This is a genomic window from Frigoribacterium sp. 2355 (genome assembly GCF_054060695.1).
In genome coordinates this window covers 14,290-38,485 of record NZ_JBSSDL010000001.1, presented here as the reverse complement: position 1 = coordinate 38,485, position 24,196 = coordinate 14,290, and the positions used below count along the sequence as shown (strand labels likewise).

Here is a 24,196-nt window from a genome sequence, read left to right as displayed (position 1 = left end):
GGCTGTTGGGTGATTCAACAGTAGTGAAGGTATCGTCTGTGTCGTGCATGTACTCAGCGTCAGCTCTCTCAAAGGGGGCGTCGGCAAGACGACGGTGACGCTCGGACTCACGTCGGCCGCCTTCGCCAAAGGTCTCAGGACCCTCGTCGTCGACCTCGATCCCCAGTCCGACGTCTCGACCGGCCTCGACATCACGGTCTCGGGCCACCTCAACGTCGCGGACGTCCTCGCGTCGCCCAAAGAGAAGACGGTCCGGGCGGCGATCGCCCCCAGCGGGTGGACCAAGGGCCGCCAGGGCAAGGTCGACGTCATGATCGGCAGCCCCTCGGCCATCAACTTCGACGGTCCGCACCCGTCGATCCGCGACATCTGGAAGCTCGAAGAGGCCCTCGCCAACGTCGAGGCCGACTACGACCTCGTCCTGATCGACTGCGCCCCGTCACTCAACGCCCTCACACGCACGGCCTGGGCCGCATCCGACCGCGTGACGGTCGTCACCGAACCGGGTCTGTTCAGCGTGGCCGCCGCCGACCGGGCGCTCCGGGCGATCGAGGAGATCCGTCGAGGCCTGTCACCGCGCCTCCAGCCCCTCGGCATCATCGTCAACCGGGCCCGGGTGCAGTCCCTCGAGCACCAGTTCCGCATCAAGGAGCTGCGTGACATGTTCGGCCCCCTCGTCCTGTCACCCCAGCTGCCCGAGCGTACGTCGCTGCAACAGGCACAGGGTGCCGCCAAGCCGCTGCACGCCTGGCCCGGTGAGAGCGCCCAGGAGATGGCCCGCAACTTCGACCAGCTCCTCGAACGCATCATGCGGACGGCCAAGATCGGCGACTACGCCGAGCCTGCTGCCCGCTGACCTCCGCGGTCCCAGCTGCACACGACGAAGGCCCCGCACGATCTCGTGCGGGGCCTTCGTCGTCCTCGACCGCCACTCGCGGTCGAGGTGTGGTCAGCTGGCTCGGGTGCCGCGTCGCGCCGCGAGCTCGTCGGAGGGATCGGCGGCGGGGGTGCTGTCGATCTCGACGAGACTCGACTCGACCTCGCGGAGGACCTTGCCCACGGCGATGCCGAACACGCCTTGACCGCGGCTGACGAGGTCGATGACCTCGTCGTCCGACGTGCACAGGTAGACGCTCGCACCGTCGCTCATCAGGGTCGTCTGGGCGAGGTCGTTCACCCCGGCCTCACGGAGCTGGTTGACGGCCGTGCGGATCTGCTGGAGCGAGATGCCCGTGTCGAGGAGGCGCTTGACGAGTTTGAGGACGAGGATGTCGCGGAACCCGTAGAGGCGTTGCGAACCGGAGCCGGCCGCGCCGCGGATGGTCGGCTGGACGAGTTCGGTGCGGGCCCAGTAGTCGAGCTGGCGGTAGCTGATGCCGGCGGCCTTGGCCGCGACCGTACCGCGGTAGCCGCTGTCGGCGTCGTGTTCGGGCAGGCCGTCGGTGAAGAGCAGACCCAGCTCGTAGCGGGATTCCTCGGAGGAACCTGACTCACTCATGCTGTTGCCTTCCACGTTCTACTTCCGGAGCTCAACGTTCAACATCGGGTTGATGGTTGTACAGGACTCACGGTACCCACAACGGGGAGCTGCCTGGGCGACATTCGCATCGACGGGTCGGCGTGTCGAGGATATTCGCCCGGAGGGCAGACGTCTAGGCGTCGAGTCGCCCGAGAGCCGACCGGACGAGCCCCGACCGGACGACGTCGACCTGCGCCGCGAGCTCACGGGAGAGCTCGGCGACCCGCGCCCGGGAGGCCGCGTCGTGCTTCCGGGCGAGTGGCGCGAGGGCCGTCTCGATCAGGCCGAGTTCGCGGTCGACCGAGGCCCGGACCGTCCGGAGGTGACGAGGCTCGATGCCCGACCTGCCCAGCTCGACCAGGGCCGACAGCACAGAGATCGACTCGTCGCCGTAGTGCCCCGCCGACGGGAGGAGAGAAGCCGAGACGGCCTCGTCGAGCAGGGCGGTCGTGGCGCCGGTCTCGCGGAGCAACTCGTCGCGACCGAGTCGCCGACCGTGGGTCAGGATCGAGACGGGCGCCGCCCCGGACGGCAGCGACGCCGGTCGGCCCGCGTCGAGGTCGGCGAGGTGTTGCCTGATGACCTTGAGCGGCAGGTAGTGGTCGCGCTGCAGACCGAGGATGAAGCGGAGGCGCTCGACGTCCGCCGGGGAGAACTTGCGGTAGCCGGACGGCGTGCGCACCGGGGTGACCAACTCGCGCTCTTCGAGGAAGCGCAGCTTGCTGTTCGACAGGTCGGGGAACTCGGGCTTGAGCCGTGAGAGGACCTGCCCGATCGTCAGCAGGTCGGACGGCCCGGTCTGCGACGACCGGGCGGTGGCGGTGCGGGGCACGACTACTTGATCGCCAGGTTCGCGAGGTCGACCCGCGATGCGTAGAACGTGAGGCGGAACTTGCCGACCTGGACCTCGGCTCCGTCGGAGAGCCGGGCCTCGTCGATGCGGACGCCGTCGAAGTAGGTGCCGTTCAGCGACCCGAGGTCGCGCACGCTGAAGGTGCTGCCCTCGCGACGGAACTCGGCGTGCTTGCGACTGACCGTGACGTCGTCGAGGAAGATGCCGGCCTCGGGGTGACGTCCGGCGACCGTGACGTCCGAGTCGAGGAGGAACCGGGCGCCGATGTTGGGGCCACGACGGACCACGAGCAGCGCGGAGCCCGAAGGCAGTGCGGCGACGGCGTCACGCTCGTCGGTGGACACGCCGCTCTCGAGAGCGGCCAGTTGCGCCTGGAACTCTTCGTTGAAGCTGAGGGTCGTGTCGACCTCGCGAGGGGCGCCGGGAGCGCGGTCCTGCTCGCCGGGTGCCGGGTTGGCGGGCTCTGCCATCGTGGACCTCCTTTGGCGTCCCAGCGTATCGGAACTCCGACCCTCGTCGGGAACCGATTTCGGGGACCGACCCGCGCGGATCGCGGTGCGCGCGATGGTGAGCCGATCTCGGCTCCGTTCACCGCGCCTCCTCATGGGACTCCCCACCGCCTCACGGTCCGGTCATAGGGATCTCTTGGGGTCACGCCGTTCCATGGACCCCACGTCACCACCACCGCCACAGGAGGCACACCATGAACGACCGAGACGGCGACAACACGACCGGCACCCCGAACGACGCCACGCCCGTGACGCCCTCCCCGTCGACCGCCCCGCCTGCCGGCGAGGGCGTCGAGCAGCCCGCCGAGGCGCACACGCTCCCCCACGTCACCGGCGCGTCGGACGCACGCTACGTGTCGGCGGCTCCCACCTGGATGGCCCGCGACGACGCCCACCAGGCCTACGACGCGGCGGCCGGCGCGTCGACGGAGCGGGGTGGCGACGGCGCGGACGGCACGGTGCCCCCGGCCTTCGGCGGCACCCCGAGGCCGCGCCGCTCGAAGAAGTGGTTCGCCCTCACCGGCGCGGCCGCCGCCGTCGTCATCGTCGCGGGTGCGGCGGGCGGCGGCGCCTACGCCGCCGGTCGCTCCGCCGGCACCGCGGCGGCCCAGGCCGCGAGCGAACGGCAGGCGCTCGAGCTGCTCCCCCAGCTCACGCGGCCGGGAGGTGGATCGAGCGACCCGGCATCGCCCTTCGGGGGTTCGAGCCCCCAGGACGGGTCGTCGCAGGACGGTTCGTCGCAGGGCACCTCGACCCAGACCAGCGCCACCGCGGCCACCGCCGAGGAGACGGCCGGCGTCGTGACCATCGTGTCGACGCTGAACTACGACGCCTCGTACAAATCCGCCGGCACGGGCATGATCCTGACCTCCGGAGGGCTCATCCTGACGAACAACCACGTCGTGCAGGGCGCGACCAGCATCCAGGTGACCGTCGAGTCCACCGGCACGACCTACACGGCCGACGTCGTCGGCACGGATGCCACGAACGACGTGGCCGTGCTGAAGCTGCAGGACGCGACGGGCCTCACCCCGGTGAGCTTCGACGCGTCCGGCGACGTCGCCACGGGGGACGTCGTCCACTCGACGGGCAACGCCGAGGGCACGGGCGACCTCGTCACCGCCCAGGGCACCGTCCTCGCCACGGACCAGTCGATCACGGTGCAGAGCGAGTCGGGATTGGGGACCGAGTCGCTGTCCGGTCTCATCGAGGTCGATGCGGACGTGGTGTCGGGCGACTCCGGCGGTCCCCTCCGCGACGGTGACGGCGACGTCGTCGGCATCGTCACGGCCGCATCGCAGGGATCGTCGACGGTGACCGGCTACGCCATCCCGATCGACCACGCCCTGGCCATCGCCAAGCAGATCCAGTCGGGCACGGGGAGCTCGACCGTGCAGATCGGCCTGCCCGCCTTCCTCGGCGCGCAGATCTCGAGCACGGCGACCGGCACCGCGGGCGGCGTCACGATCGCCGGCACGGTCGAGGGCAGCGCGGCGGCGTCGGCCGGCCTGGTCGCCGGGGACGTGATCACCGCGATCGACGGCACGGCCGTGGCGGACGCGTCCGCACTCACCGCCGCGATCCAGGCGCACGACTCGGGTGACCAGGTCTCCGTCACCTGGACCGACACGACGGGCGCGTCCCACACCGCGACCGTCACGCTGGGCGACGGCCCCGCCGCCTGACCCGGGACCGGACGCGAACGGCCCGCTCCACCGACCGGTGGAGCGGGCCGTTCGTCCGTGTCAGTCGAGGCCGACCGCGCGGCGGAGGGCGCCTGGACGCACGAGGGTGGCCCCGAGGGCTTGGACCCGGTCGGCGAGGCCGCGGTCGGCGGTGACGACGACGACGCGCGGCGGCACGCCGGACACGTCCCGCAGGTCATGCACGCGGGCCACGATCGCCGAGTCGCCGTCGGCCTCGGCCCGGACGACGGTCAGGCCGGGGAACGATCCACCGACGGCACGGGCCTCGCCCTCGACGACGGCCGTCACGTCCGGCCACCGCCAGGTGGGCGCCCCGGGAGGCTCGCCGGTGGAGCCGTCCGCGAACGCCGCGGCGTCCTTCGGCGAGTCGTCGGCGTCCGGCCGACCCGTCGCCGCGGGGGTCCCGCCGCCACCGGGTGCGACGAGCGCCTCGGCCACTCCGTCCCGGGCACCCCGCGAGAGGGACTCCAGGAACCGGGTCGTGGCACCGACCCGATCGCGCCACCACCCGTCGGGACGTGAGCCGAGGACGTTCGCGACGTCGACGACGACGTGCACCCGGCCCCCGAGTTCGGACCGGAGCCTCGGCCACGACGCGGCGAATCCGGGATGGAGCGGGAGGTCGGCCACCTCGTCGACGGGCACCCAGCCCAGGGCGATGCTCTCGGCGTCCGAGACGACGGGCTCGAACGGGCGCACGGCCCGGGCCACGACGGTCGTGTACGACCAGAAGCCGAGGTCGAGCTCGGCGGCGAACAGCAGGCGCAGCGCGTCGGCCGGCACCGCCGCCTCTTCGCCGCTCTCGCGCAGAGCGCCCTGCACCGCGCTCTCGTCGTGGTGGCGGGCTCCGCCGGGGAGCCCCCAGGTGCCACCGAAGTGGCTCCAGTCGGCCCGGTGCTGCAACAGCACCCGGTCGTCCGGGTCGACGACGAGCAGGCCCGCGGCACCGGCACGGCCCCAGAACCGACGCCCGTCGGGGGCCTCGACCCAGCCGTCCGCGGGCTCGTGCGTGTTCACACGGTCGAGCTTGCCACAGGGACGAGGAGGCGGTGGCCGCGTCGTGCGCAGGACGTCACGTCGACCGGTCGACCCGGTGACGGGCGACCAAACCGATGGGTGCGGCAGTTCCGAAGGCTCACCTGGGGCTGGCCCGGAACCCGATGTCGGGCCAGCCCTCCCCGGGTCCGGCACCGCGCCTCCCCGGCTCGCGCGTCGGACCGGGCGATCAGGGCTGCTGGACGGAGAAGACGTTGCCCGCCGGGTCGGTGAACCAGGCGATGTCGGGGCCCAGGTCGACGCTGCGCCCCCGCATGACGCCCCGCTCGTCGGAGTACCCGCCGAGGTGGAGCGGTTCGAGGCCCCGCTCGGCCAGCTCGTCGAGGGCGGCGTCGACGTCGTCGACGACGAGGTTGAGGACGGTGTACGACGCGGGGACATGGTCGGGCTTGCCGTACACGAACACCCACGCCGCGCCTCCCGGGAGGCGGAGGCGGAACATCTGACCGTCGACGAGGACCTCGATCTCGAGGCCGAGGACGTCGCGGTAGAAGGACGTGGCGGCCGCCACGTCGTCGACGCTGAACCCGGAGTAGCCGGACCGAGGACGGAACACGGATGGCCCCTCTCTGACGCGGGACGGCCGACGGACGCCGGCGTCTCGCGCCCCAGCGTGGACCCTGACGGGCCCGGGCGCCAGCCCCGGTCAGACGAACCGGATGGCCTGCTGCAGTCGGGCCCGGACCTCGAAGACGTCCGAGATGCTCGTGCGGTCGCCGAGCTCGGGACCGTGACGCAGGACCTGCGGCAGCAGCGAGCGGCGCACGACCCAGGTGCCCCCGGCACGACGCCCGACCTTCTCGAGGGCGGGCCCGAAGTCGTCGTCGGGCACCACGATCAACTGGGCCGTGAACGACACGCGGGTCTCCCGTCGCACGGCGCGGGCCTGACGCGTGAGGTCGCGGACGGGCTCCTCGTCGGCGGGGATGCCCCTGCCGACGAGCTCGCCGCGCGACACCTGCACCTCGCTGCCCCAGTCGGAGGACTGGATGGCGAAGAGGCCCGACGGCCCCAACACGACGTGGTCGAGCTTGCCCTCGACCCCCGCGTCGACGTCGCTCCAGATGGTGAAGCCGATGCCGAGGTCGGTGACGGCCGCGACGGTGGCCTCTTCGGCCATCGCGTCGGCGAGCACGTGACGGATCTCGGGAGGCGCGCTCCGGACGAGGCGCTCGTCGTACGGATCGTCGAGCGGGACTCCCCGACCGACCCACTCGCGCATCAGGCCGAGGTAGCGCTCGCGGTTCGCACCACCGGGGTGGCCGTGCACCCGGGCCTTGGGCTTCGAATCGGTGCGAGCCGGCTCCCGGGGCGGCGGTGACCAACCGGGGGCGCTCGAACCCGCGGACCGCGCGCTGCCCGAGGGGGCGGTGCTCCGGGATGCCGACCCCTGGTCGTAGGAGGCGCGGGCCTCGGGCGTGCCCACCTGCTGCCACGCGTGCTGCACGTCACGGAACGCCTGCGCGGTGCCGCCGAGGTCGGGGTGGGTCTGGCGGGCCAGCCGTCGATAGGCGCGACGGAGGTCGTCGGTCGACGCCGTCGACGGCACGCCGAGCACCTCGTAGGGCGTGGCGGAGGCGGGGCTGGGCGTCACGACGGCGACTTTACCGAACGTGCGCTGGACGTCCGGTCGACGGCCGCCGGGACCGTGTGGGCCCTGTGCTTCACCGCGACGGGGCGGCCGAGGGCTCGACGCTCGACGCCCGCCGCGCCGACCGGGCGACCCGCCACGCCCGCCACCGGAGACGGGCGCGGCCGACGAGTCGACGCACCCACAGGGTGATGCGATGGGCGGCCGGGAACTCCGTGCCCAGCACGGCGACCCCGAGGAAGACGACGAGCCAACCGGGTCCGGGCAGCGGGACCAGGATGAGGCCGACGACGACGATCAGGGCTCCGAGCACCCCGACGCCGATCTTGTAGAGCAACCGGAGCCGAGGGTGCGCGTCGAGCCTCAGGCGCATCTTCGCGTGACCGTCGCGCAGTGCGCGGCGCCGAGCACCGCGGTGCGGACCGGCCCCGCGACGCTCGTCGAGGGGCACACCGTCCGGGCTCTCGGGCTGCTCGTCCATGCCGGCGACGTTAGGGGGCGTTCCTGTGAGCAGCACGGCCCGGGAGGGGGTAGCCAGGGAACATGGATTACACACACCTCGGACGCACAGGGTTGTCCGTCTCACGGGCCGTCCTCGGCACGATGAACTTCGGGCCCCAGACCACGGAAGACGACTCCCACGCGATCATGGACCGGGCCCACGAGCTCGGCGTCAACTTCTTCGACACGGCCAACGTCTACGGCTGGGAGAAGGGCGAAGGCATCACCGAGCAGATCATCGGTCGGTGGTTCGCCCGTGGGGGCGGGCGACGGGAGAAGACCGTCCTCGCCACGAAGCTGTACGGCGACATGGGCGACTGGCCCAACGACGGCAAGCTCAGCGCCCTCAACATCCGTCGGGCGCTCGACGCGAGCCTGACGCGTCTGCAGACCGACCACATCGACCTCTACCAGTTCCACCACGTCGATCGCGAGACGCCGTGGGACGAGATCTGGCAGGCGATGGAGGTCGCGGTCCAGCAGGGCAAGGTCCTCTACGTCGGCAGCAGCAACTTCGCCGGCTGGCACATCGCGCAGGCCCAGGAAGCCGCCAAGGCACGTCACTTCAACGGCCTCGTGAGCGAACAGTCGATCTACAACCTGATCGTGCGGGACGTCGAGCGCGAGACCCTGCCCGCCGCCCGTCACTACGGTCTCGGGATGATCCCGTGGTCGCCGCTCAACGGCGGTCTGCTCGGCGGCGTCATCGAGAAGACCGAAGAGGGCTCACGACGACTCGAGGGGCGGAGCGCGGAGTACGTCGCCGAACACCGCGACCAGCTCGAGGCCTACGAGGCGTTCGCCCGCGAGTTGGGCCACGCGCCCGGCGAGGTCGCCCTCGCCTGGCTGCTGCACCAGCCGGGCGTCACCGGGCCGATCACGGGCCCGCGGACCATGGCGCAACTGGAGTCGGCGGTCGCCGCCGTCGACGTCGAGCTGGACGAGGCCGCGCTGGCGCGGCTGGACGAGATCTTCCCCGGGCACGAGACGTCGCCCGAGGACTACGCGTGGTGAACCGGAGGACGACATGAAGACCAGGACAATCGGAGACGTGACGGTCAGTGCGATCGGCCTGGGCGGCATGCCCCTGTCGATCGAGGGCCGACCCGACGAGAAGCAGGGCATCGCGACCATCCACGCCGCACTCGAGCAAGGCATCACCCTGATCGACACGGCCGACGCCTACCACCAGGCGGGCAAGGACGAGGTCGGGCACAACGAGTTGCTCATCGCCAAGGCGCTGAAGAGCTACCACGCCGACACCGACCAGGTGCTCGTCGCCACGAAGGGTGGACACCTCCGCCCCGAGGCGGGGGCGTGGGCGCAGAACGGCGACCCGGCCTACCTCAAGGAGGCCGCCAAGGCCTCGGCGAAACGGCTGGGCGTCGAGACGATCGGGCTGTACCAGTTCCACCGACCGGACCCGGCGGTGCCCTACGCCGACTCGATCGGCGCCCTGGTGGAGCTGCTCGACGAGGGCGTCATCCGCATGGCGGGCATCTCGAACGCCACGCCCGACCAGATCCGCGAAGCGAACGAGGTGCTGGACGACCGACTCGTGTCGGTGCAGAACCAGTACTCGCCCGCGTTCCGGTCGAGTGAGGTGGAACTCGCGCTGTGCGACGAGATGGGCATCGCGTTCCTGCCGTGGAGCCCCCTCGGCGGCATCACGAACGCCGGTGAGCTCGGAGCGAAGCACGCCGTGTTCGCCGAGATCGCCAACGCCCGGCGGGTCACGCCGCAGGTGCTGACGCTCGCCTGGGAGCTCGCCAAGTCCGAACTCGTCATCCCGATCCCGGGGTCGACCCGACCGCAGACGATCATGAACTCGGCGACGGCGACGTCGATCAAGCTCTCGACCGACGAGATCCAGCGGCTCGACGCCGCCTGATCGCACACCCGGTGCGCCCGCCCCTCGGGGCGGGCGCACCGTCACGACCATCCCCGACGAACAGGAGACAGCCATGGCCGACGCCAACCTCACCCGCCCCTACGACATCATCGGCATCGTGCCCGGGTTCGAGCTCTCGAGCACGGACCTCACCGACGGGGGTGAACTGCAGCGCGCGCAGGTGAGCGGCATCATGGGCCCGGGCGGAGACGACGCCAGCCCCCAGCTGAGCTGGTCCGGCGCCCCCGAGGGCACCAAGAGCTATGCCGTCACGGTCTACGACCCCTATGCCCCGACGGGCTCGGGCTTCTGGCACTGGGCCGTGGCCGACGTCCCCGCCGACACGACGTCGTTGCCCTCCGGTGCGGGTGACGACCAAGGCTCGGGCCTGCCCGAGGGGGCCCTCCAGCTGAAGAACGACGGTGGGCTCGCCCGCTACGTCGGTGCGGCACCGCCCGAGGGCCACGGACCGCACACGTACTTCGTCGCGGTGCACGCCCTCGACGTCGAGAAGATCGGGGTGGACGAGACCGCCAGCCCGGCGTACCTCGGCTTCAACCTGCACTTCCACACGCTGGCCCGCGCGGTGATCTCCGCGACGTTCGAGGTCCCCGGGGCCTGAGCCCGGGGCCTGAGCGGTCGCACGCCGAGCCGACGCACGACGACGCCCCGCCACGATCTCGTGGCGGGGCGTCGTCGCGTCGGGCGACGGCCGATCAGGCTTCGCGGCCGGCCGGCATCTGCGTCTTGCGCGGGTCCGTCTCGGCGAGGCCGTCGAAAATCGACTCGATGCGCGACAGGACGTCCGCCTCGAGGGTGACGCCCGACGCCTTCGCGTTCGACTCGACCTGTTCGGGACGCGACGCCCCGATGATCGCCGAGGCGACGTTCTCGTTCGACAGCACCCACGCCAGCGACAGCTGCGCCTGGGTCAGCCCCAGGTCGGACGCGATCGGCTCGAGCTGGGCCACGGCGTCGAGGACGTCGTCGCGCATCCAGCGTTCGATCATGCCCGCACCGCCCTTCTGGTCGGTGGCCCGGCTGCCCGCGGGCAGCTCGGCGCCGACGGTGTACTTGCCGGTCAGGACGCCCTGGGCGACGGGCGACCAGACGATCTGCGAGATGCCGAGTTCGGCCGAGGCCGGGACGACCTCGTCCTCGATGACGCGCCAGAGCAGGGAGTACTCGGGCTGGTTCGAGACGAGCTGGATCTTCAGCTCGCGAGCCAGGGCGTGCGCCTCGCGCAGCTGCTCGGCGTTCCACTCCGAGACGCCGATGTAGAGCACCTTGCCCTGGCGGACCAGGTCGGCGAAGGTCTCCATCGTCTCCTCGAGGGGCGTCTCGACGTCGTACCGGTGGGCCTGGTAGAGGTCGACGTAGTCGGTCTGCAGGCGCTTCAGCGACCCGTTGATCGACTCGGTGACGTGCTTGCGGCTGAGGCCCGTGTCGTTGTGACCCTTGGGCCCGGTGGGACCGTAGACCTTGGTGAAGATCTCGAGCGACTCGCGCCGCTCGCCCTTCAGCGCCTCGCCGAGCACCGTCTCGGCCTGCGTGTTCGCGTAGACGTCGGCCGTGTCGAACGAGCTGATGCCGACGTCGAGAGCCGCACGGACGCAGCGCGTCGCCGTGTCGTTCTCCACCTGGGACCCGTGGGTGAGCCAGTTGCCGTAGGTGAGCTCGCTGACCTTGAGCCCGCTGTTGCCGAGGTACCTGAACTTCATGGACGACCTTTCTCGGTGGTGCCGCCTCGATGCGGCACGCCGTCGACGCTACGCGCCGCCCCCGCGCCGTGACGCGTCGTCCGACCGCACCCGCGCCTCCGGCACTCGGTACGCTCGCCCCGTGTCGGTGATCGGGGAGTTCTTCGGCGGGGTGGGCCTGCTCGGCCGGGGCCTGCGCCTGTGGGCGACGTCCCCGCGGCTGATGCTGCTGGGCGCGGTGCCCGCCCTCGTCGTGGGTGCGGTCTTCGCCGCGGCCCTCGTGGGCGTGGGCCTCGCCGCCGACGACCTGGCCCGCACCCTGACGCCGTTCGCCGACGGATGGCCCGAGTGGTCCCGCACCCTCGTGCGTCTCGGCGGCGGCCTGGCCGTCGCGGCCCTGGCCGTGCTGCTCGCGGTCGTCGCGATCACCGCCGTCACGCTCCTCGTCGGCGATCCCTTCTACGAGCGCATCTGGCGTCGCGTCGAGGAGCGAGAGGGCGACCCGCCGGCCGACGTCGACCGGGGCTTCTGGTGCAGGCTCGCCCGGAGTGCCGGCGATTCGCTCCGACTGCTGCTGGCCACGGCCGGCGTGGGCGTCCTCCTGTTCGTCGGCGGGTTCGTTCCGGTGCTCGGCCAGACGGTCGTCCCCGTGCTCGGCGCCCTGACCGGCGGATGGTTCCTAGCGGTCGAGCTCACCGGGTACGCCTTCGACGCCCGGGGCCGCTCGCTCGCCGAGCGCCGCCGTGGACTCGCCGTCAACCGGGCGCGCACCGTGGGGCTGGGCACCGCCACCTACCTCCTGTTCTTCGTCCCCCTCGGGGCCGTGCTCGTGATGCCGGCCGCCGTCGCCGCGGCCACCCTGCTGGCCCGCGAGGTCACGACGGGGCCGAGCACGGCGGGCCCGACCACGGCGGGGCCGGTCACACCCTCCCCGCGCGACGACTACCATCCCCCGGCATGACCACCCCCGCGACTCCGACCAATCCCGCCGTCGCCCTGCCCGACGGGCGCGTCGTCCCGGCCCTCGGCCAGGGCACCTGGAACATCGGCGACGACCCGCGGCGCCGCGCCGACGAGGTCGCCGCCCTGCGGGCCGGCCTCGACGCCGGCCTGACCATGATCGACACCGCCGAGATGTACGGCGGCGGGCGGTCCGAACAGCTGGTCGGCGAGGCGATCGCGGGCCGGCGCGACGAGGTGTTCCTGGTGAGCAAGGTGCTGCCGGGCAACGCCTCGCGCCGGGGCACGGTCGAGGCCTGCCACGCCAGCCTCGAGCGCCTGGGCACCGACCGCCTCGACCTCTACCTGCTGCACTGGCGGGGGCGCCACCCGCTCGCCGAGACCGTCGAGGCCCTGGAGGCGCTGGTCGCCGAGGGTGCGATCGGAGGCTGGGGCGTCAGCAACTTCGACGTCGACGACCTGCACGAGCTGCTCTCGGTGCCCGGTGGCCAGAACGTCCAGACGAACCAGGTCCTGTACAACCTGGCCCGTCGCGGACCCGAGTTCGACCTGCTGCCCTGGGCGCGAGAGCACGGCGTGCCGCTCACCTCGTACTCCCCCGTCGACGGCGGCGAGCTGCTCGGTCACCCCGTGCTCGAGCAGGTCGCGACCGATCTCGGCGTCTCGTCGGCGCAACTCGCCCTCGCCTGGGTGCTGCGCCTCGTGCCCGACATCATGGTCGCCGTCAAGGCGGGCACGGCCGGGCACACCCTCGAGAACGCGGCCGCATTGGCCGTCGACCTCGACGACCAGGCGTTCGTGCAGCTCGAGCGCGCGTTCCCCGCGCCGACGACCAGGGTGCCGCTCGAGATGCGCTGACCCGCGCCTCCCAGGCTCGCCTCGCGCCCGCGCAAGCGCCCGACGGGCTCGCCTCGCGCTCGCGCATGCGCCAGAGTGGAGGGACCAGCCCGGGTGACATCGACGTCACCCGGACGCGAGCTCCAGAGGACACCGCATGATCATCGACAGAGCCGACGTGATCGTCACCAGCCCCGACCGCAACTTCGTGACGCTGAAGATCACGACCTCCGACGGCGTCACCGGCCTCGGCGACGCCACCCTGAACGGGCGCGAACTCGCCGTCGTCGCCTACCTGACCGAACACGTCGTGCCCCTGCTGATCGGGCGGGACCCGGCTCGCATCGAGGACACCTGGCAGTTCCTCTACCGCAGCGCGTACTGGCGGCGCGGGCCGGTCACGATGGCCGCCATCGCCGCGGTCGACGTCGCCCTCTGGGACATCAAGGCCAAGGTCGCCGGCCTGCCCCTCTACCAGCTGCTCGGCGGAGCCTCGCGCACGGGGTTGCTGACCTACGGCCACGCCTCGGGGAAGGACCTCGAAGAGCTCTTCGACAGCGTCCGAGACCACCAGGAACAGGGCTACAAGGCCATCCGCGTGCAGACCGGGGTGCCCGGCCTGAAGTCGATCTACGGCATCGCCTCGAACGCCACCTTCGACGCCAACAGCGGCGTGCGCTACGACCACGAGCCCGCCCAACGCGGGGCCCTGCCGAACGAGGAGGACTGGGACACCCGCTCGTACCTGCGGCACGTGCCCACCGTGTTCGAGGCGGTGCGGAACGAGTTCGGTCCCGAGATCCCCCTGCTGCACGACGGTCACCACCGCATGACGCCGATCCAGGCGGCGAGGCTCGGCAAGAGCCTGGAGCCCTTCGACCTCTTCTGGCTCGAGGACGTCACCCCGGCCGAGAACTCCGAGGCCCTGCGACTCGTCCGGCAGCACACGACGACCCCGCTGGCCATCGGCGAGATCTTCAACACCGTGTGGGACTACCAGCAGATCATCCGCGAGCAGCTGATCGACTACGTCCGCAGCGCCGTCACGCACACGGGCGGCATCACCCACCTCAAGAAGGTGCTCGAGTACGCCTCGCAGTACCAGATCAAGTCGGGCATGCACGGTCCGACCGACATCTCACCGGTCGGCATGGCGGCCGCGATGCACCTCGGACTCGCGATCCACAACTTCGGCATCCAGGAGTACATGAAGCACGGCGCGAGGACGGACGAGGTCTTCGAGCAGAGCTTCACGTTCGAGGACGGCATGCTGCACCCGGGTGAGCAGCCCGGCATCGGGGTCGAGCTGGACGAGCGGGCCGCCGCGGCGTACCCCTACGCGCAGGCCTACCTGCCCTACAACCGCCTCGCGGACGGGACCGTCCACGACTGGTGACGAGGAGGCGCGGCGCGGGCGAGCGCGTCGGTCACCCCTCGTAGGCCGCCGCCAGCTCGGCGATGACCAACCGCGTCATGCCCATCATCGCGGTCATGGCCCGGGCGGCGCCCTCGGGGTCGGGCCCGCCGAGGTAGCGGTCCATCACCGACGGGACGACCTGCCAGGAGAAGCCCCAGCGGTCCGTCACCCAGCCGCACCGCCCCTCCTGTCCGCCGTCGGCCGCGAAGGCGTCCCAGTAGTGGTCGAGCTCGTCCTGGGTCTCGACCGAGATCGAGAACGACGTGGCCTCGGTCGGCCTCGGCCCTCCGTCGCCGCCGTTCAGCAGGCGGTAGGGCTGGCCGTCGAGCTCGAGGTCGACGACGAGGGCCTGACCGGCCGTGGCTGCGTCGGGGAAGTCGTCGGGATAGCGCGACACGTCGGTGACGCGCGACGACGGGAACAGGGTGACGTAGAAGTCCGCTGCGGTCTCGACGTCACGACCGAACCAGAGCGTGGGGGTGATGCGGGGCATGACGCGCCTCCTCGGGGTGGGCAGGCGGCGCCGTCGCCGCCTGCTGCCGGTCAGCGTACTGCGGAGCGGATCGTGGCACGAGACGTCACGTCGTACCGCGCGGCCAGAACGCCGAGCGGCACGTCGTGACGTCCCGGTGGATGCCTAGCCGATCAGCGCCTCGATCGGGCCGCGCACGAAGTAGACCAGGAACCCCGCCGCGACGACCCAGAGCAGGGGGCTGATCGTGCGGGCCCTGCCCGCGAACGCCCGCACGACCACCCAGCTGACGAAGCCGACGCCGATGCCGTTCGCGATCGAGTAGGTCAGCGGCATGGTGATGATCGTCAGGAACACCGGCAGGGCGATCGAGAAGTCGGTCCAGTCGATCTGGCTGATCTGCGACACCATGAGCGCGCCGACGATCACGAGCGCCGAGGCGGCGACCTCGAGCGGGACGACCTGGGTCAGCGGCGTGAAGAACATGGCGAGCAGGAACAGCGCACCGGTGACGACCGAGGCGAAGCCCGTCCGGGCGCCTTCGCCGATGCCCGAGGCGGACTCGACGAACACGGTGTTGGACGACGAACTCGTCGCACCGCCCGCGACCGCGCCGACGCCCTCGACGATCAGGGCCGAACGGAGCCGGGGGAAGGTGCCGTCGGCGTCCGCGACGTCGCCGGCCTTGGCCAGGCCGGTCATCGTGCCCATGGCGTCGAAGAAGTTGGTGAAGACGAGCGTGAAGACCAGCATGACCCCCGACAGCACGCCGATGCGGGCGAAGGCCCCGAAGCTGAACTGGCCGACCAGCGAGAGGTCGGGCAGGGCCACGATCTGGGTGGGCAGCACGGGGGCGTTGAGGTTCCAGTCGTCGAGGTTCTGGCCGTTCGACGGCGGCACCTGGAAGATCGCCTGCAGGGCGATGGCGATGACGGTGGACGCGACGATGCCGATGAAGATCGCCCCCCGCACCTTGCGGGCCATCAGCACGCCGATGACGAGCAGGCCGATGACGAAGGTGATGGTCGGGAGGGTCGCCACCGAGCCGGAGTCACCGAGCTGCAGCGGCGGCGACGACGTCCCGCTGGTGCGCACGAAGCCCGAGTCGACCAGGCCGATGAAGGCGATGAACAGGCCGATGCCGACCGTGATCGCGGTCTTGAGCGCGGCGGGCACCGCGGTGAAGATCATGCTGCGCAGACCGGTCACGGCGAGGATCGTGATGACGAGCCCGTTGATCACCACGAGACCCATGGCCTCGGGCCAGGTGACGTCCTGCACGACGTTGACGGCCAGGAACGAGTTGATGCCGAGTCCGGCGGCGAACGCGAACGGGAGGCGCGCGACGGTTCCGAAGAGGATCGTCATGACGCCGGCGGTGAGGGCCGTGACCGCGCCCACCTGACCGTTCTGCAGCCAGTTGCCGGCGACGTCCTTGGCGGCCTGGTCGGCACTGAAGCCGCCGAGGATCAACGGGTTCAGGATGACGATGTACGCCATCGTGACGAAGGTGACGACGCCGCCCCGGATCTCGCGGGCCCAGGTCGAGCCGCGATGGGTGATCTCGAAGAACCGGTCGAGGGTGCCCCCGACTCCGGGTCTCGGCGGGGTGGTGACGGGGGCGTTCGTGGCCATGGCGATGCGTCTCCGGTGAGATCGGATGTCGAGGGGGAAGAGAACAGGATAGGGCGTGCCCAGGGTGCACCCAGCAACGGCCCCGCCCCGCGACCGCGACGCGCCCGGACGCCTAGGAGGCGCGGTGCACGCCGAGCGCGCGCGTCACCAGGGGCACCTGCAACGGCAGCCGCACGAGGGTGACGGCCCGGCGAGCCGTCGTGGCCCGCTCGCTCGTCAGGGCGCGGAGGGCCATCGAGACGTTGGCCGGGAAGACGGCGACGAAGAGCGCGGCGGCGGCGAGCCCGCCGACCGGACGCGTGCGCGGGGCGAGGAGGGCGGCGGCGATGCCGACCTCGGCGAGACCGGAGCCGATCGTCCAGAAGCGGGCCGGCCCCGGGACGCTCCTCGGGACGACCGCGTCGTAGACCGCGGGTGTGGCGAGGTGCAGGAGGCCGGAACCGCCCAGGATCGCGGCGAGGACGCGGGCGTCCCGACGGGCGGCGGACTTCTGACGGCGTGTGGGGCGGTGACTCATGCGACCATCTTGCGCGCGCCTCCCGGGGTCGGGCGGGGGCGGCGCGCCGGAGTGGCTGACCGGTGCGTCCCGTCGGACCGGGTCAGACGGCGCGGCTGACGCCCCGGCTGGTGATGGCCGACATGAGGGCGTCGACGGGTTCACGGGCGGCACCCGGGTTGGCGACGAGCACGTAGTCGACGTCGCCGAGGGTGGGCAGCGAGAACCGGTCGCTGACCTTGACGAGGTCGGTGGGGATCAGCGAGAACGGGAACACGGCGACCCCCATGCCGGCCCGCACGGCGGCGAGGACGCCGTTGACGTCACGGGTGTTGCAGGTGATCCGCCAGGTGCGGCCGGCGCGCTCGAGGGCGTCGATGGCCATCTGGCGGCTCAGGCTGGGCGCCTGGTAGGCGATGAGCGGCACGGGCTGGCCGGGTTCGACGACGAGCTTCTCCTGGCCGATCCAGACCATGGCGTCGCCCGCGACCCGCGTGCCCTCGTCGGACTCGCCCGCGGTCTGCTTCACGAAGATCAGGTCGAGGTGCCCCGCGGCCAGTCGACGGCGCAGCGGCGCGGACTGGTTGACGGTCAGCTCGAGGTTGATCTGCGGGTAGAGCTGGCGGAAGTGGCGCAGGATGCGCGGCAGCTGGGTGATGGCGAGGTCGTCGGCGGCGCCGAAGCGCAGGCGGCCCCGCATGGCCGAGCCGCTGAAGTAGCTCTCGGCCGCGGCGTGCGCGGCGAGGATCGTGCGCGCGAAGCCGGCCATGGCGTCGCCGTTGTCGGTCAGTCGGACGTCCCGGGTGTCGCGGGCGACGAGCGTGCGGCCCGCGGCCTTCTCGAGCCGGCCGACCTGCTGGCTGACCGTCGGCTGGCTGATGCCGAGGCGCTGCGCGGCCCGGGTGAAGCTGCGCGTCTCGGCCACGACGAGGAACGTCGCGAGCAGCGTGGGGTCGTACACCGCGCCTCCTCCGTCGAAGGGTCTCGGGCCTCGTCATTCACGAAGCCAATGTGATTGATCATCCCCCACCGGGGTCCGAATGACCAGGCCGGCCCTACCGTTGGTGCAGACCGTGAACCGAACCACCAGCGCAGGAACGTGATGTCCGCCCCGCCCCGCACCGACTTCCCCCCGACCGCCCCGCTCCCGATCAGCACGACCCGCCCGCCGTGGCGGCACACCTTCATCGCCCTCAGCGTGCCGAACTTCCGTCTCTGGACGGCCGGCAACGTCGTGGCGATGACCGCCGGGTGGATGCAGCGCATCGCCCAGGACTGGCTCGTGCTCGAACTGACCGGCAGCGCCACCGCCGTGGGCATCACCGTGGCGATGCAGTTCGCCCCGATGCTGTTCTTCGGCCTGCTCGGCGGGGTCATCGTCGACCGCTTCTCGAAGCGCGCCCTCATGCTCGTCACGCAGAGCGTGTTCGCCGTGCTCAGCCTGGGGCTCGCCGCCCTGACCCTGGCGGGCGTCGTCGAGGCCTGGCACGTCTTCGCCATCGCCTTCGCCACGGGCCTCGTCACCGTCGTCGACAACCCGGCCCGACAGGTGATCGTCACCGAGCTCGTCGGTCACACCCACCTCCGCAACGCGATCAGCGTCAACTCGAGCGTGTTCCAGCTGGGCGGCATGGTGGGCCCCGCGATCGCCGGCGTGCTGCTGCTGGCGGTCGGCGCGGGGTGGGCGTTCGTCGTCAACGGCGTCGCCTGCCTCGTGGTCGTCGTGATGCTGACGATGCTGCGGACCGCGCAGATGACCCGGGTCGCCTCGTCGGCACGAGGCCGCGGCCAGCTGCGGCAGGGCCTCGCCTACGCCCGCTCGAAGCCGACCATCGTCGTGCCGGTGCTGCTCGTCGGCGTCTACGCCGTGTTCGGCCTCACGATGCCCGTGCTGCTCGCGTCGTTCGCGGCCGACGTCTACGACGTGGGGCCCGGCGGGTACGGCCTGTTCAACTCGATGATCGCCGTCGGGGCCCTGACCGGCGCCCTGCTGTCGACGCGGCGCGCGACGATCCGGCTGCGCACCATCGTGCTGGGCGTGCTCGTCACCGGCGTGCTGCAGGCCGTCGCCGGCTCCATGCCCTCGCTCGTGCCGTTCGCCGTCGTCCTCGTCGGCGTCGGGCTCGCGTCGTTGCTGTTCTTGACGGCCGCGAACCAGCTGGTGCAGATGTCGAGCAACATCGCGATCCGGGGGCGCGTGATGTCGCTGTACATCCTCGTGCTGCTCGGCGGCCAGGCGATCGGCGGACCACTGATGGGCGTGATCGTCGAGACCTTCGGCACGCACGTAGGCATGATCGTCTCGGGCGGCGTGCCGGCCGTCGCCGCCGCCGTGACGGCCTTGGTGCTCGCCCGGCGGGGTCAGCTGACCCTGCAGGTGCGGACCCGCTGGCACGTGCCCGTCGTCACGATCGAGCAGCGCTAGGCCGGGCGGGCGTCAGGGGGTCACGCCGCGGGTGAGGGCGGCGACGACGTCGCCCATGAGGTCGCCGGCCGCCTGCTCACCCGTGGCGGGCCAGTCGAAGGCGACGCCCAGCGTGATGCAGATGAGGACGCGGGCGAGCGTCCGCGGTTCGAGCCCGGTCACGGGGACGGTCTGCCCTTTGAAGACCTCCTCGACGAGCCCGTGCAGGGCGTCGAGCACCTCGCGGCGCTGACGGACGAAGTCGGCCATCACCTCGGGGTGCGAGAGGGCGTGCGCGCGGAACTCGCTCATCAACGCGAAGTCCTCGACCTGCCCGGGGCCGTAGGGCGCGAACGCCGTGCCGATCTTCTCGGGCAGCTGGTCGAGCGAGGTGCCCGGGAAGAACATGCCCTCGAGGGCGCCGAGCGCGCCGTCGGTCTCGCGACGCATGAGGCTGCGGACCAGGTCGTCCTTCGACGAGAAGTTCGAGTAGACCGCACCCTTGCTGAACCCGGCGGCCCGCGCGACGTCGTCCAGGGTGGTCGCGTGCACCCCGCGTCGGGAGAACAGCTCGGCCGCCGCGTCGAGCAGCCGCTGCTTGACCTCGACTCGTGGGATGCGGGGAATCGGAGCCCCGGAGGTGGTGGCCATGCTGCGACCCTAACGGGTGCGGGTGATCCTCAGAAGTCACCCGCGCCGCCCCCGGAGAAGGCGCATACCGACGGGTATCCAGGCGCTACCATCGTGATCGCCTGGTGAACCCGAAGCATCAGGAGAACGCGCGGGTGCGCGACCGTCCGACCCTCACCACGTCCCCAGGCCGGTCGCGCACCCCGCAACCCACTCCCGGTCGGAAGCCGTCGAAGGGGCACGACCCGCGCCTCCCGGCGTCGACCGCGAGCCGCGTCAGATCGCGGTGCGCCGCGCCGATCCGCCGAAGCCGATCGAGACGTCGAGGCGCCAGGCCTTCGGCTCGCCCGAGACGTGCGTGGTGCCCACGAAGCGCAGCCGGTCGCCGGCACCTAGGCTGAGCACCCCGTGCACGTCGAGGTTCTCGCCGAGCCGGAAGACGATCTCGTGTTCGTCGAGCAGGTCGTCGTCGACCGTGGCGCCGAAGGTGGCACCGTCGAACTTCACGGGCACGTCACGGAACACCAGCGACGGCGGCTCGTCGGACCAGTCCGCGACCTCGGGCACCCGACCCGCGACGATGCGGGCGTCCACGACGCCGTCATCTCCGAGCGTGACCGAGGAGGCGCGCAGGTCGATGCCGAGGTCGTCACCGTCGATGCGAAAGCGGTTCTCCACGGCACCACGCTACCCAGCACGGCCGCCCGACGGAATGGCCGGGCGACGTCGGGGGTTCGCCCGGTCATGAAGAAGCGCATCGGGTTCCTGTCGTTCGGCCATTACCAGGACGTGCGGGGCTCGGCGACGCCGACCGCCCGGGAGGCGCTGGTCCAGTCGATCGAGCTGGCCGAGGCCGCGGAGGAGATCGGCGTCGACGTGGCCGCCGTGCGCGTGCACCACTACGTGCGCCAGGCCGCCAACCCGTTCCCGCTGCTCGCGGCGATGGCCGCGCGGACGACCCGCATCGAACTCGGCACCGGCGTGATCGACATGCGCTACGAGAACCCGCTCTCGATGGCCGAGCAGGCGGCGGCCGCCGACCTGATCAGCGCGGGGCGTCTGCAGCTCGGCGTCAGCCGCGGATCACCCGAGCCCGCCCTGCGGGGCTGGGAGGCCTTCGGCCACGTCCCCCTCGACGGCGAGAGCGACGCCGACCTCGCCCGCCGGCACACCGAGGCGTTCCGGGCGGCGATCGACGGCGCCGACGTCGCCGAGTCGGACCCCAGGATGACCGGCTGGTCGCACGGGCTCTCGATCGAGCCGCACTCCCCCGGCCTCGGCGAGCGCATCTGGTGGGGTTCCGGCAGCCGGTCGACGGCCGTCTGGACCGGCGAGCAGGGCATGAACCTGATGAGCAGCACCCTCCTGACCGAGGACACGGGGGTGCCCTTCGACGAGCTGCAGGCCGAGCAGATCGCGCTGTACCGGGAGGCCTACCGCGCCGCCGGGCACGCCCGTGAGCCGAGGGTGTCCGTCAGCCGCAGCGTGATCCCGATCACCACCGACGAGGACCGTCGCTACTTCGGCGTCCGCGCCCAGGCCGACTCGCAGGACCAGGTCGGTCTGCTCGACGGCGTGCAGTCACGCTTCGGCAAGAGCTACGTGGGCGAACCCGACGTCATCGCCGAGCAGTTGGCCGCCGACGCCGCAGTCCGGGACGCCGACACGATCCTGCTGACGGTGCCCAACCAGTTGGGGGTCGCCTACAACGCCCGTCTGCTGCAGACGGTGGCGGACCACGTCGCCCCGGCGTTCGGCTGGGTGCCGAACCTGGCCCGCGCGAGCTGAGCCGCGCCTCCTGCACCGCGCCTCCTCGGCTGTCGTCGCGGGCTGCGGTAGACAAGGGGGCATGTTCACCGACCTGCCCGAACCCGCCCTGCGGGAGTACCGCAGCACCCAGACCGACCCCGACGACTTCGACGAGTTCTGGGCGACGACACTCGCCGAGACGCGGGCGCACCCGCTCGACCTGCGGGTCGACCGGGTCGACACGGGGCTGACGACGGTCGACGTCTACGACGTGACGTTCTCCGGGTGGGCGGGTCAGCCCGTGCGGGCCTGGTTGCGCGTGCCGGCCGCAGCGGAGGGACCGTTGCCGGCGGTCGTGCAGTTCGTCGGCTACGGCGGCGGTCGCGGCGCCGCCGTCGAGAACCTCTTCTGGTCGTCGGCCGGCTTCGCTCACCTGCAGATGGACACCCGCGGCCAGGGCTCGGGGTGGAGCCTCGGCGCCACCCCCGACCCGGACGGCTCGGGTCCCGCTCACCCCGGCGTCATGACGCGGGGCATCGACTCGCGGGAGACCTACTACTACCGCCGGGTGTTCGCCGACGCCGTCCGCGCCGTCGAGGCCGCGCGCGGGCTCGACGTCGTCGACGCCTCCCGGGTGTCCGTCGTCGGCGGCAGCCAGGGCGGCGGCATCGCCCTCGCCGTCGCGGGACTCGTCCCCGACCTCGCCGCCGTCGCGGCGTACGTGCCGTTCCTCTGCGACTTCCGGCGCGCGACCGTCATCACCGACGCCGACCCGTACAAGGAGATCGGACGCTACCTGGCGGTCCACCGGCACCGTGCCTCCTCGGTGCACGACGTCCTCGCGTACTTCGACGGCGTCAACTTCGCGAGGCGGGCCACGGCCCCGGCCCTGTTCACGACGGCGCTGATGGACCCGACCTGCCCGCCGTCGACGGTGTTCGGCGCGTTCCACGCGTACGCCGGGGCGGCCGACGTCACGGTCTGGCCGTACAACGGGCACGAGGGCGGCGGGTTCGAGGACGACCTGCTGGCGCTCGCCCTGTTCCGCGACGCCGGGTCCTGAGCCGGGGCTGGGCCCGGGGCCGAGCGGGGGCCGAGCTCGGGGGCCGAGTCCGACCGCGCTCGGGAGGGAACACGGCGGGGCCGGGTCTGGTTGGCTCCGGGCATGAAGTCGATCGTGTACTCCGAGACCGGACCCGCCCCCACCGTGCTGCAGCTCGTCGACCGCGACCTGCCCGAACCCGCCGCCGGCGAGGTGCGGGTGCGCGTCGTGTTCTCGGGCGTCAACCCCACCGACTGGAAGTCCCGCGCAGGCGGTGGGCCCGGCGAGTCGCTGCCGTTCCCCGAGGTCACGCCCAACCAGGACGGCTCGGGCGTCGTCGACGCCGTCGGCGAGGGCGTCACCGGCCTGTCGGTCGGCGACCGCGTCTGGACCTACCTCTCGGCCCACCAGCGCCCCACCGGCACCGCGCAGGAGTTCACCGTCCTGCCCGCGTCCCGCGTCGTCCCGCTGCCCGACGGCGTCGGCCTGGACGTCGGTGCGAGCCTCGGCGTCCCCGCCATGACCGCCCACCGCGCGCTCACCGTGTGGGAGGACGGCCCGAGCCGCCTGATCCCCGGCAGCCTCGACGGTGCCGTCGTCCTCGTCGCCGGAGGCGCGGGTGCGGTCGGTCACGCCGCCATCCAGCTCGCCCGCTGGGCCGGCGCCACCGTCGTCACGACCATCAGCAGCGACGAGAAGGCCGCCCTGGCCACGGCCGCCGGTGCCCACCACGTCGTCAACTACCGCACGGACGACGCCGCCGCCCGCATCCGCGAGATCGCCCCCGCCGGCGTCGACGTCGTCGTCGAGGTCGCCATCTCGCAGAACGCCGACCTGCTGGCCGACGTCGTCGCCCACCGCGCCTCCGTGGCGATCTACGCCGACAACGGCGGCGACACGACGACCATCCCGATCCGGGCGAACATGATCACGAACACCCGGTTCCAGTTCGTCCTGCTCTACACCGTGGGCGAGGAGGCGCTGCAGGCCGCCGTCGAGGACGTCACCGCGGCCCTGCGCGACGGCGTGCTGCCGGTCGGCGAGGCCGCCGGCCTGCCGCTGCACACCTTCCCGCTCGCCGACACGGCCGCCGCCCACGAGGCCGTCGAGGGCGACGTGGTCGGCAAGGTGCTGATCGAGGTCTCCGCCGAGTAGTCGACCTGCGCCGCGTCGACGACGGGCTGCGCGTGGCCCGACGCCGCCGCGACGGACGCGGGTCGGTGCGGGC

At 71.9% G+C, this 24,196-nt stretch carries 26 protein-coding genes; 12 read left to right on the top strand and 14 right to left on the bottom strand.

Annotation, left to right across the window (positions count from 1 at the left end; all coding sequences use genetic code 11):
- Positions 1-43 precede the first annotated feature (43 nt).
- Positions 44-856 carry a ParA family protein gene (locus tag ACVJ1F_RS00220; protein WP_054146774.1) on the top strand — a complete coding sequence of 271 codons (813 nt, stop codon included), beginning with the start codon at positions 44-46 and terminating at the stop codon, positions 854-856.
- Between the two features lie 93 nt (positions 857-949).
- Here ACVJ1F_RS00220 and ACVJ1F_RS00215 read toward each other — a convergent pair whose 3' ends face one another.
- From ACVJ1F_RS00215 to ACVJ1F_RS00205, 3 genes are all read right to left on the bottom strand, one after another.
- Entirely contained in the window at positions 950-1,498 is a 549-nt protein-coding gene (locus ACVJ1F_RS00215) for a MerR family transcriptional regulator (protein WP_192123714.1), read from the bottom strand.
- Positions 1,499-1,652: 154 nt separating this feature from the next.
- Positions 1,653-2,351 (bottom strand): transcriptional regulator FtsR, encoded by a 699-nt coding sequence (gene ftsR, locus ACVJ1F_RS00210; protein ID WP_173150803.1) that lies wholly within the window; start codon positions 2,349-2,351, stop codon positions 1,653-1,655.
- Between the two features lie 2 nt (positions 2,352-2,353).
- Positions 2,354-2,842 (bottom strand): FHA domain-containing protein, encoded by a 489-nt coding sequence (locus ACVJ1F_RS00205; protein WP_056045006.1) that lies wholly within the window; start codon positions 2,840-2,842, stop codon positions 2,354-2,356.
- 233 nt (positions 2,843-3,075) lie between these two features.
- Between ACVJ1F_RS00205 and ACVJ1F_RS00200 the strand changes: the two genes are divergently transcribed.
- Positions 3,076-4,566 carry a S1C family serine protease gene (locus ACVJ1F_RS00200; RefSeq protein ID WP_456884062.1) on the top strand — a complete coding sequence of 497 codons (1,491 nt, stop codon included), beginning with the start codon at positions 3,076-3,078 and terminating at the stop codon, positions 4,564-4,566.
- Between the two features lie 60 nt (positions 4,567-4,626).
- Here ACVJ1F_RS00200 and ACVJ1F_RS00195 read toward each other — a convergent pair whose 3' ends face one another.
- The 4 genes from ACVJ1F_RS00195 to ACVJ1F_RS00180 all read right to left on the bottom strand — a co-directional run bounded on the left by ACVJ1F_RS00195 (position 4,627) and on the right by ACVJ1F_RS00180 (position 7,715).
- A complete protein-coding gene (locus ACVJ1F_RS00195) occupies positions 4,627-5,604 on the bottom strand; it encodes an NUDIX hydrolase (RefSeq protein ID WP_456884060.1) in 978 nt (325 codons plus the stop codon).
- Positions 5,605-5,812: 208 nt separating this feature from the next.
- Complete coding sequence (locus ACVJ1F_RS00190; RefSeq protein WP_285063381.1) at positions 5,813-6,199, bottom strand: VOC family protein; 387 nt, start codon at positions 6,197-6,199, stop codon at positions 5,813-5,815.
- Between the two features lie 90 nt (positions 6,200-6,289).
- Positions 6,290-7,237: a J domain-containing protein gene (locus tag ACVJ1F_RS00185; protein ID WP_123570004.1), complete on the bottom strand. Its 948-nt coding sequence runs from the start codon at positions 7,235-7,237 to the stop codon at positions 6,290-6,292.
- Between the two features lie 70 nt (positions 7,238-7,307).
- Positions 7,308-7,715 (bottom strand): TIGR02611 family protein, encoded by a 408-nt coding sequence (locus tag ACVJ1F_RS00180; protein WP_456884058.1) that lies wholly within the window; start codon positions 7,713-7,715, stop codon positions 7,308-7,310.
- Between the two features lie 62 nt (positions 7,716-7,777).
- On the opposite strand from ACVJ1F_RS00180, the gene ACVJ1F_RS00175 reads away from it, so the two are divergent.
- From ACVJ1F_RS00175 to ACVJ1F_RS00165, 3 genes are all read left to right on the top strand, one after another.
- Positions 7,778-8,749 carry an aldo/keto reductase gene (locus ACVJ1F_RS00175; protein WP_456884056.1) on the top strand — a complete coding sequence of 324 codons (972 nt, stop codon included), beginning with the start codon at positions 7,778-7,780 and terminating at the stop codon, positions 8,747-8,749.
- A gap of 13 nt (positions 8,750-8,762) precedes the next feature.
- Positions 8,763-9,626: an aldo/keto reductase gene (locus tag ACVJ1F_RS00170; RefSeq protein WP_056044995.1), complete on the top strand. Its 864-nt coding sequence runs from the start codon at positions 8,763-8,765 to the stop codon at positions 9,624-9,626.
- Positions 9,627-9,699: 73 nt separating this feature from the next.
- On the top strand, positions 9,700-10,248 hold the full coding sequence (locus ACVJ1F_RS00165; protein WP_192123723.1) for a YbhB/YbcL family Raf kinase inhibitor-like protein: 549 nt from the start codon (positions 9,700-9,702) through the stop codon (positions 10,246-10,248).
- Between the two features lie 94 nt (positions 10,249-10,342).
- Here the strand turns inward: ACVJ1F_RS00165 and ACVJ1F_RS00160 are convergent, their stop codons facing one another.
- Positions 10,343-11,347, bottom strand: coding sequence for an aldo/keto reductase family protein (locus ACVJ1F_RS00160; RefSeq protein ID WP_056044991.1), 1,005 nt, complete (start codon positions 11,345-11,347; stop codon positions 10,343-10,345).
- Positions 11,348-11,468: 121 nt separating this feature from the next.
- Here ACVJ1F_RS00160 and ACVJ1F_RS00155 point away from each other — a divergent pair, with 121 nt between their 5' ends.
- The 3 genes from ACVJ1F_RS00155 to manD all read left to right on the top strand — a co-directional run bounded on the left by ACVJ1F_RS00155 (position 11,469) and on the right by manD (position 14,519).
- Positions 11,469-12,287 (top strand): EI24 domain-containing protein, encoded by an 819-nt coding sequence (locus ACVJ1F_RS00155; protein ID WP_456884053.1) that lies wholly within the window; start codon positions 11,469-11,471, stop codon positions 12,285-12,287.
- Entirely contained in the window at positions 12,284-13,144 is an 861-nt protein-coding gene (locus ACVJ1F_RS00150; protein ID WP_456884051.1) for an aldo/keto reductase, read from the top strand. The genes ACVJ1F_RS00155 and ACVJ1F_RS00150 overlap by 4 nt, the downstream gene beginning before the upstream one ends.
- A gap of 136 nt (positions 13,145-13,280) precedes the next feature.
- A complete protein-coding gene (manD, locus tag ACVJ1F_RS00145; protein ID WP_456884049.1) occupies positions 13,281-14,519 on the top strand; it encodes a D-mannonate dehydratase ManD in 1,239 nt (412 codons plus the stop codon).
- 31 nt (positions 14,520-14,550) lie between these two features.
- Here manD and ACVJ1F_RS00140 read toward each other — a convergent pair whose 3' ends face one another.
- The 4 genes from ACVJ1F_RS00140 to ACVJ1F_RS00125 all read right to left on the bottom strand — a co-directional run bounded on the left by ACVJ1F_RS00140 (position 14,551) and on the right by ACVJ1F_RS00125 (position 18,104).
- Positions 14,551-15,033: a VOC family protein gene (locus tag ACVJ1F_RS00140; protein ID WP_159826753.1), complete on the bottom strand. Its 483-nt coding sequence runs from the start codon at positions 15,031-15,033 to the stop codon at positions 14,551-14,553.
- A 144-nt stretch (positions 15,034-15,177) separates the two neighbouring features.
- The gene (locus ACVJ1F_RS00135; protein WP_456884047.1) at positions 15,178-16,647 is read right to left on the bottom strand and encodes an NCS2 family permease; all 1,470 of its coding nucleotides are present in this window, start codon (positions 16,645-16,647) and stop codon (positions 15,178-15,180) included.
- Positions 16,648-16,759: 112 nt separating this feature from the next.
- Positions 16,760-17,164, bottom strand: a complete 405-nt coding sequence (locus ACVJ1F_RS00130; RefSeq protein ID WP_456884045.1) for a DoxX family protein — start codon at positions 17,162-17,164, stop codon at positions 16,760-16,762.
- 82 nt (positions 17,165-17,246) lie between these two features.
- Positions 17,247-18,104 carry a LysR substrate-binding domain-containing protein gene (locus tag ACVJ1F_RS00125; RefSeq protein ID WP_043594893.1) on the bottom strand — a complete coding sequence of 286 codons (858 nt, stop codon included), beginning with the start codon at positions 18,102-18,104 and terminating at the stop codon, positions 17,247-17,249.
- A 141-nt stretch (positions 18,105-18,245) separates the two neighbouring features.
- Between ACVJ1F_RS00125 and ACVJ1F_RS00120 the strand changes: the two genes are divergently transcribed.
- The gene (locus tag ACVJ1F_RS00120) at positions 18,246-19,568 is read left to right on the top strand and encodes an MFS transporter (protein ID WP_123569994.1); all 1,323 of its coding nucleotides are present in this window, start codon (positions 18,246-18,248) and stop codon (positions 19,566-19,568) included.
- A 12-nt stretch (positions 19,569-19,580) separates the two neighbouring features.
- On the opposite strand, the gene ACVJ1F_RS00115 is transcribed toward ACVJ1F_RS00120, so the two are convergent.
- Entirely contained in the window at positions 19,581-20,198 is a 618-nt protein-coding gene (locus ACVJ1F_RS00115) for a TetR/AcrR family transcriptional regulator (RefSeq protein WP_456884043.1), read from the bottom strand.
- 255 nt (positions 20,199-20,453) lie between these two features.
- The gene (locus tag ACVJ1F_RS00110) at positions 20,454-20,855 is read right to left on the bottom strand and encodes a hypothetical protein (protein ID WP_056044973.1); all 402 of its coding nucleotides are present in this window, start codon (positions 20,853-20,855) and stop codon (positions 20,454-20,456) included.
- 66 nt (positions 20,856-20,921) lie between these two features.
- On the opposite strand from ACVJ1F_RS00110, the gene ACVJ1F_RS00105 reads away from it, so the two are divergent.
- The 3 genes from ACVJ1F_RS00105 (at position 20,922) to ACVJ1F_RS00095 (ending at position 24,123) form a co-directional block, all read left to right on the top strand.
- Positions 20,922-21,965, top strand: coding sequence for an LLM class flavin-dependent oxidoreductase (locus tag ACVJ1F_RS00105; RefSeq protein ID WP_456884041.1), 1,044 nt, complete (start codon positions 20,922-20,924; stop codon positions 21,963-21,965).
- Between the two features lie 61 nt (positions 21,966-22,026).
- Entirely contained in the window at positions 22,027-22,989 is a 963-nt protein-coding gene (locus tag ACVJ1F_RS00100; RefSeq protein WP_456884040.1) for an acetylxylan esterase, read from the top strand.
- Positions 22,990-23,091: 102 nt separating this feature from the next.
- Entirely contained in the window at positions 23,092-24,123 is a 1,032-nt protein-coding gene (locus tag ACVJ1F_RS00095; RefSeq protein ID WP_456884039.1) for an NADPH:quinone reductase, read from the top strand.
- Positions 24,124-24,196 lie beyond the last annotated feature (73 nt).

Excerpts from the sequence above, each read along its gene's own strand:
- ACVJ1F_RS00140 (WP_159826753.1), bottom strand. The coding sequence starts at position 15,033 with ATGCCCCGCATCACCCCCACGCTCTGGTTCGGTCGTGACGTCGAGACC.
- ACVJ1F_RS00115 (WP_456884043.1), bottom strand. The coding sequence starts at position 20,198 with ATGGCCACCACCTCCGGGGCTCCGATTCCCCGCATCCCACGAGTCGAG.
- ACVJ1F_RS00120 (WP_123569994.1), top strand. The coding sequence starts at position 18,246 with ATGTCCGCCCCGCCCCGCACCGACTTCCCCCCGACCGCCCCGCTCCCG.
- ACVJ1F_RS00160 (WP_056044991.1), bottom strand. The coding sequence starts at position 11,347 with ATGAAGTTCAGGTACCTCGGCAACAGCGGGCTCAAGGTCAGCGAGCTC.
- manD (WP_456884049.1), top strand. The coding sequence starts at position 13,281 with ATGATCATCGACAGAGCCGACGTGATCGTCACCAGCCCCGACCGCAAC.
- ACVJ1F_RS00095 (WP_456884039.1), top strand. The coding sequence starts at position 23,092 with ATGAAGTCGATCGTGTACTCCGAGACCGGACCCGCCCCCACCGTGCTG.
- ACVJ1F_RS00205 (WP_056045006.1), bottom strand. The coding sequence starts at position 2,842 with ATGGCAGAGCCCGCCAACCCGGCACCCGGCGAGCAGGACCGCGCTCCC.
- ACVJ1F_RS00135 (WP_456884047.1), bottom strand. The coding sequence starts at position 16,647 with ATGGCCACGAACGCCCCCGTCACCACCCCGCCGAGACCCGGAGTCGGG.
- ACVJ1F_RS00200 (WP_456884062.1), top strand. The coding sequence starts at position 3,076 with ATGAACGACCGAGACGGCGACAACACGACCGGCACCCCGAACGACGCC.
- ACVJ1F_RS00175 (WP_456884056.1), top strand. The coding sequence starts at position 7,778 with ATGGATTACACACACCTCGGACGCACAGGGTTGTCCGTCTCACGGGCC.
- ACVJ1F_RS00165 (WP_192123723.1), top strand. The coding sequence starts at position 9,700 with ATGGCCGACGCCAACCTCACCCGCCCCTACGACATCATCGGCATCGTG.
- ACVJ1F_RS00100 (WP_456884040.1), top strand. The coding sequence starts at position 22,027 with ATGTTCACCGACCTGCCCGAACCCGCCCTGCGGGAGTACCGCAGCACC.
- ACVJ1F_RS00105 (WP_456884041.1), top strand. The coding sequence starts at position 20,922 with ATGAAGAAGCGCATCGGGTTCCTGTCGTTCGGCCATTACCAGGACGTG.
- ACVJ1F_RS00170 (WP_056044995.1), top strand. The coding sequence starts at position 8,763 with ATGAAGACCAGGACAATCGGAGACGTGACGGTCAGTGCGATCGGCCTG.
- ACVJ1F_RS00130 (WP_456884045.1), bottom strand. The coding sequence starts at position 17,164 with ATGAGTCACCGCCCCACACGCCGTCAGAAGTCCGCCGCCCGTCGGGAC.
- ACVJ1F_RS00215 (WP_192123714.1), bottom strand. The coding sequence starts at position 1,498 with ATGAGTGAGTCAGGTTCCTCCGAGGAATCCCGCTACGAGCTGGGTCTG.
- ACVJ1F_RS00180 (WP_456884058.1), bottom strand. The coding sequence starts at position 7,715 with ATGGACGAGCAGCCCGAGAGCCCGGACGGTGTGCCCCTCGACGAGCGT.
- ACVJ1F_RS00150 (WP_456884051.1), top strand. The coding sequence starts at position 12,284 with ATGACCACCCCCGCGACTCCGACCAATCCCGCCGTCGCCCTGCCCGAC.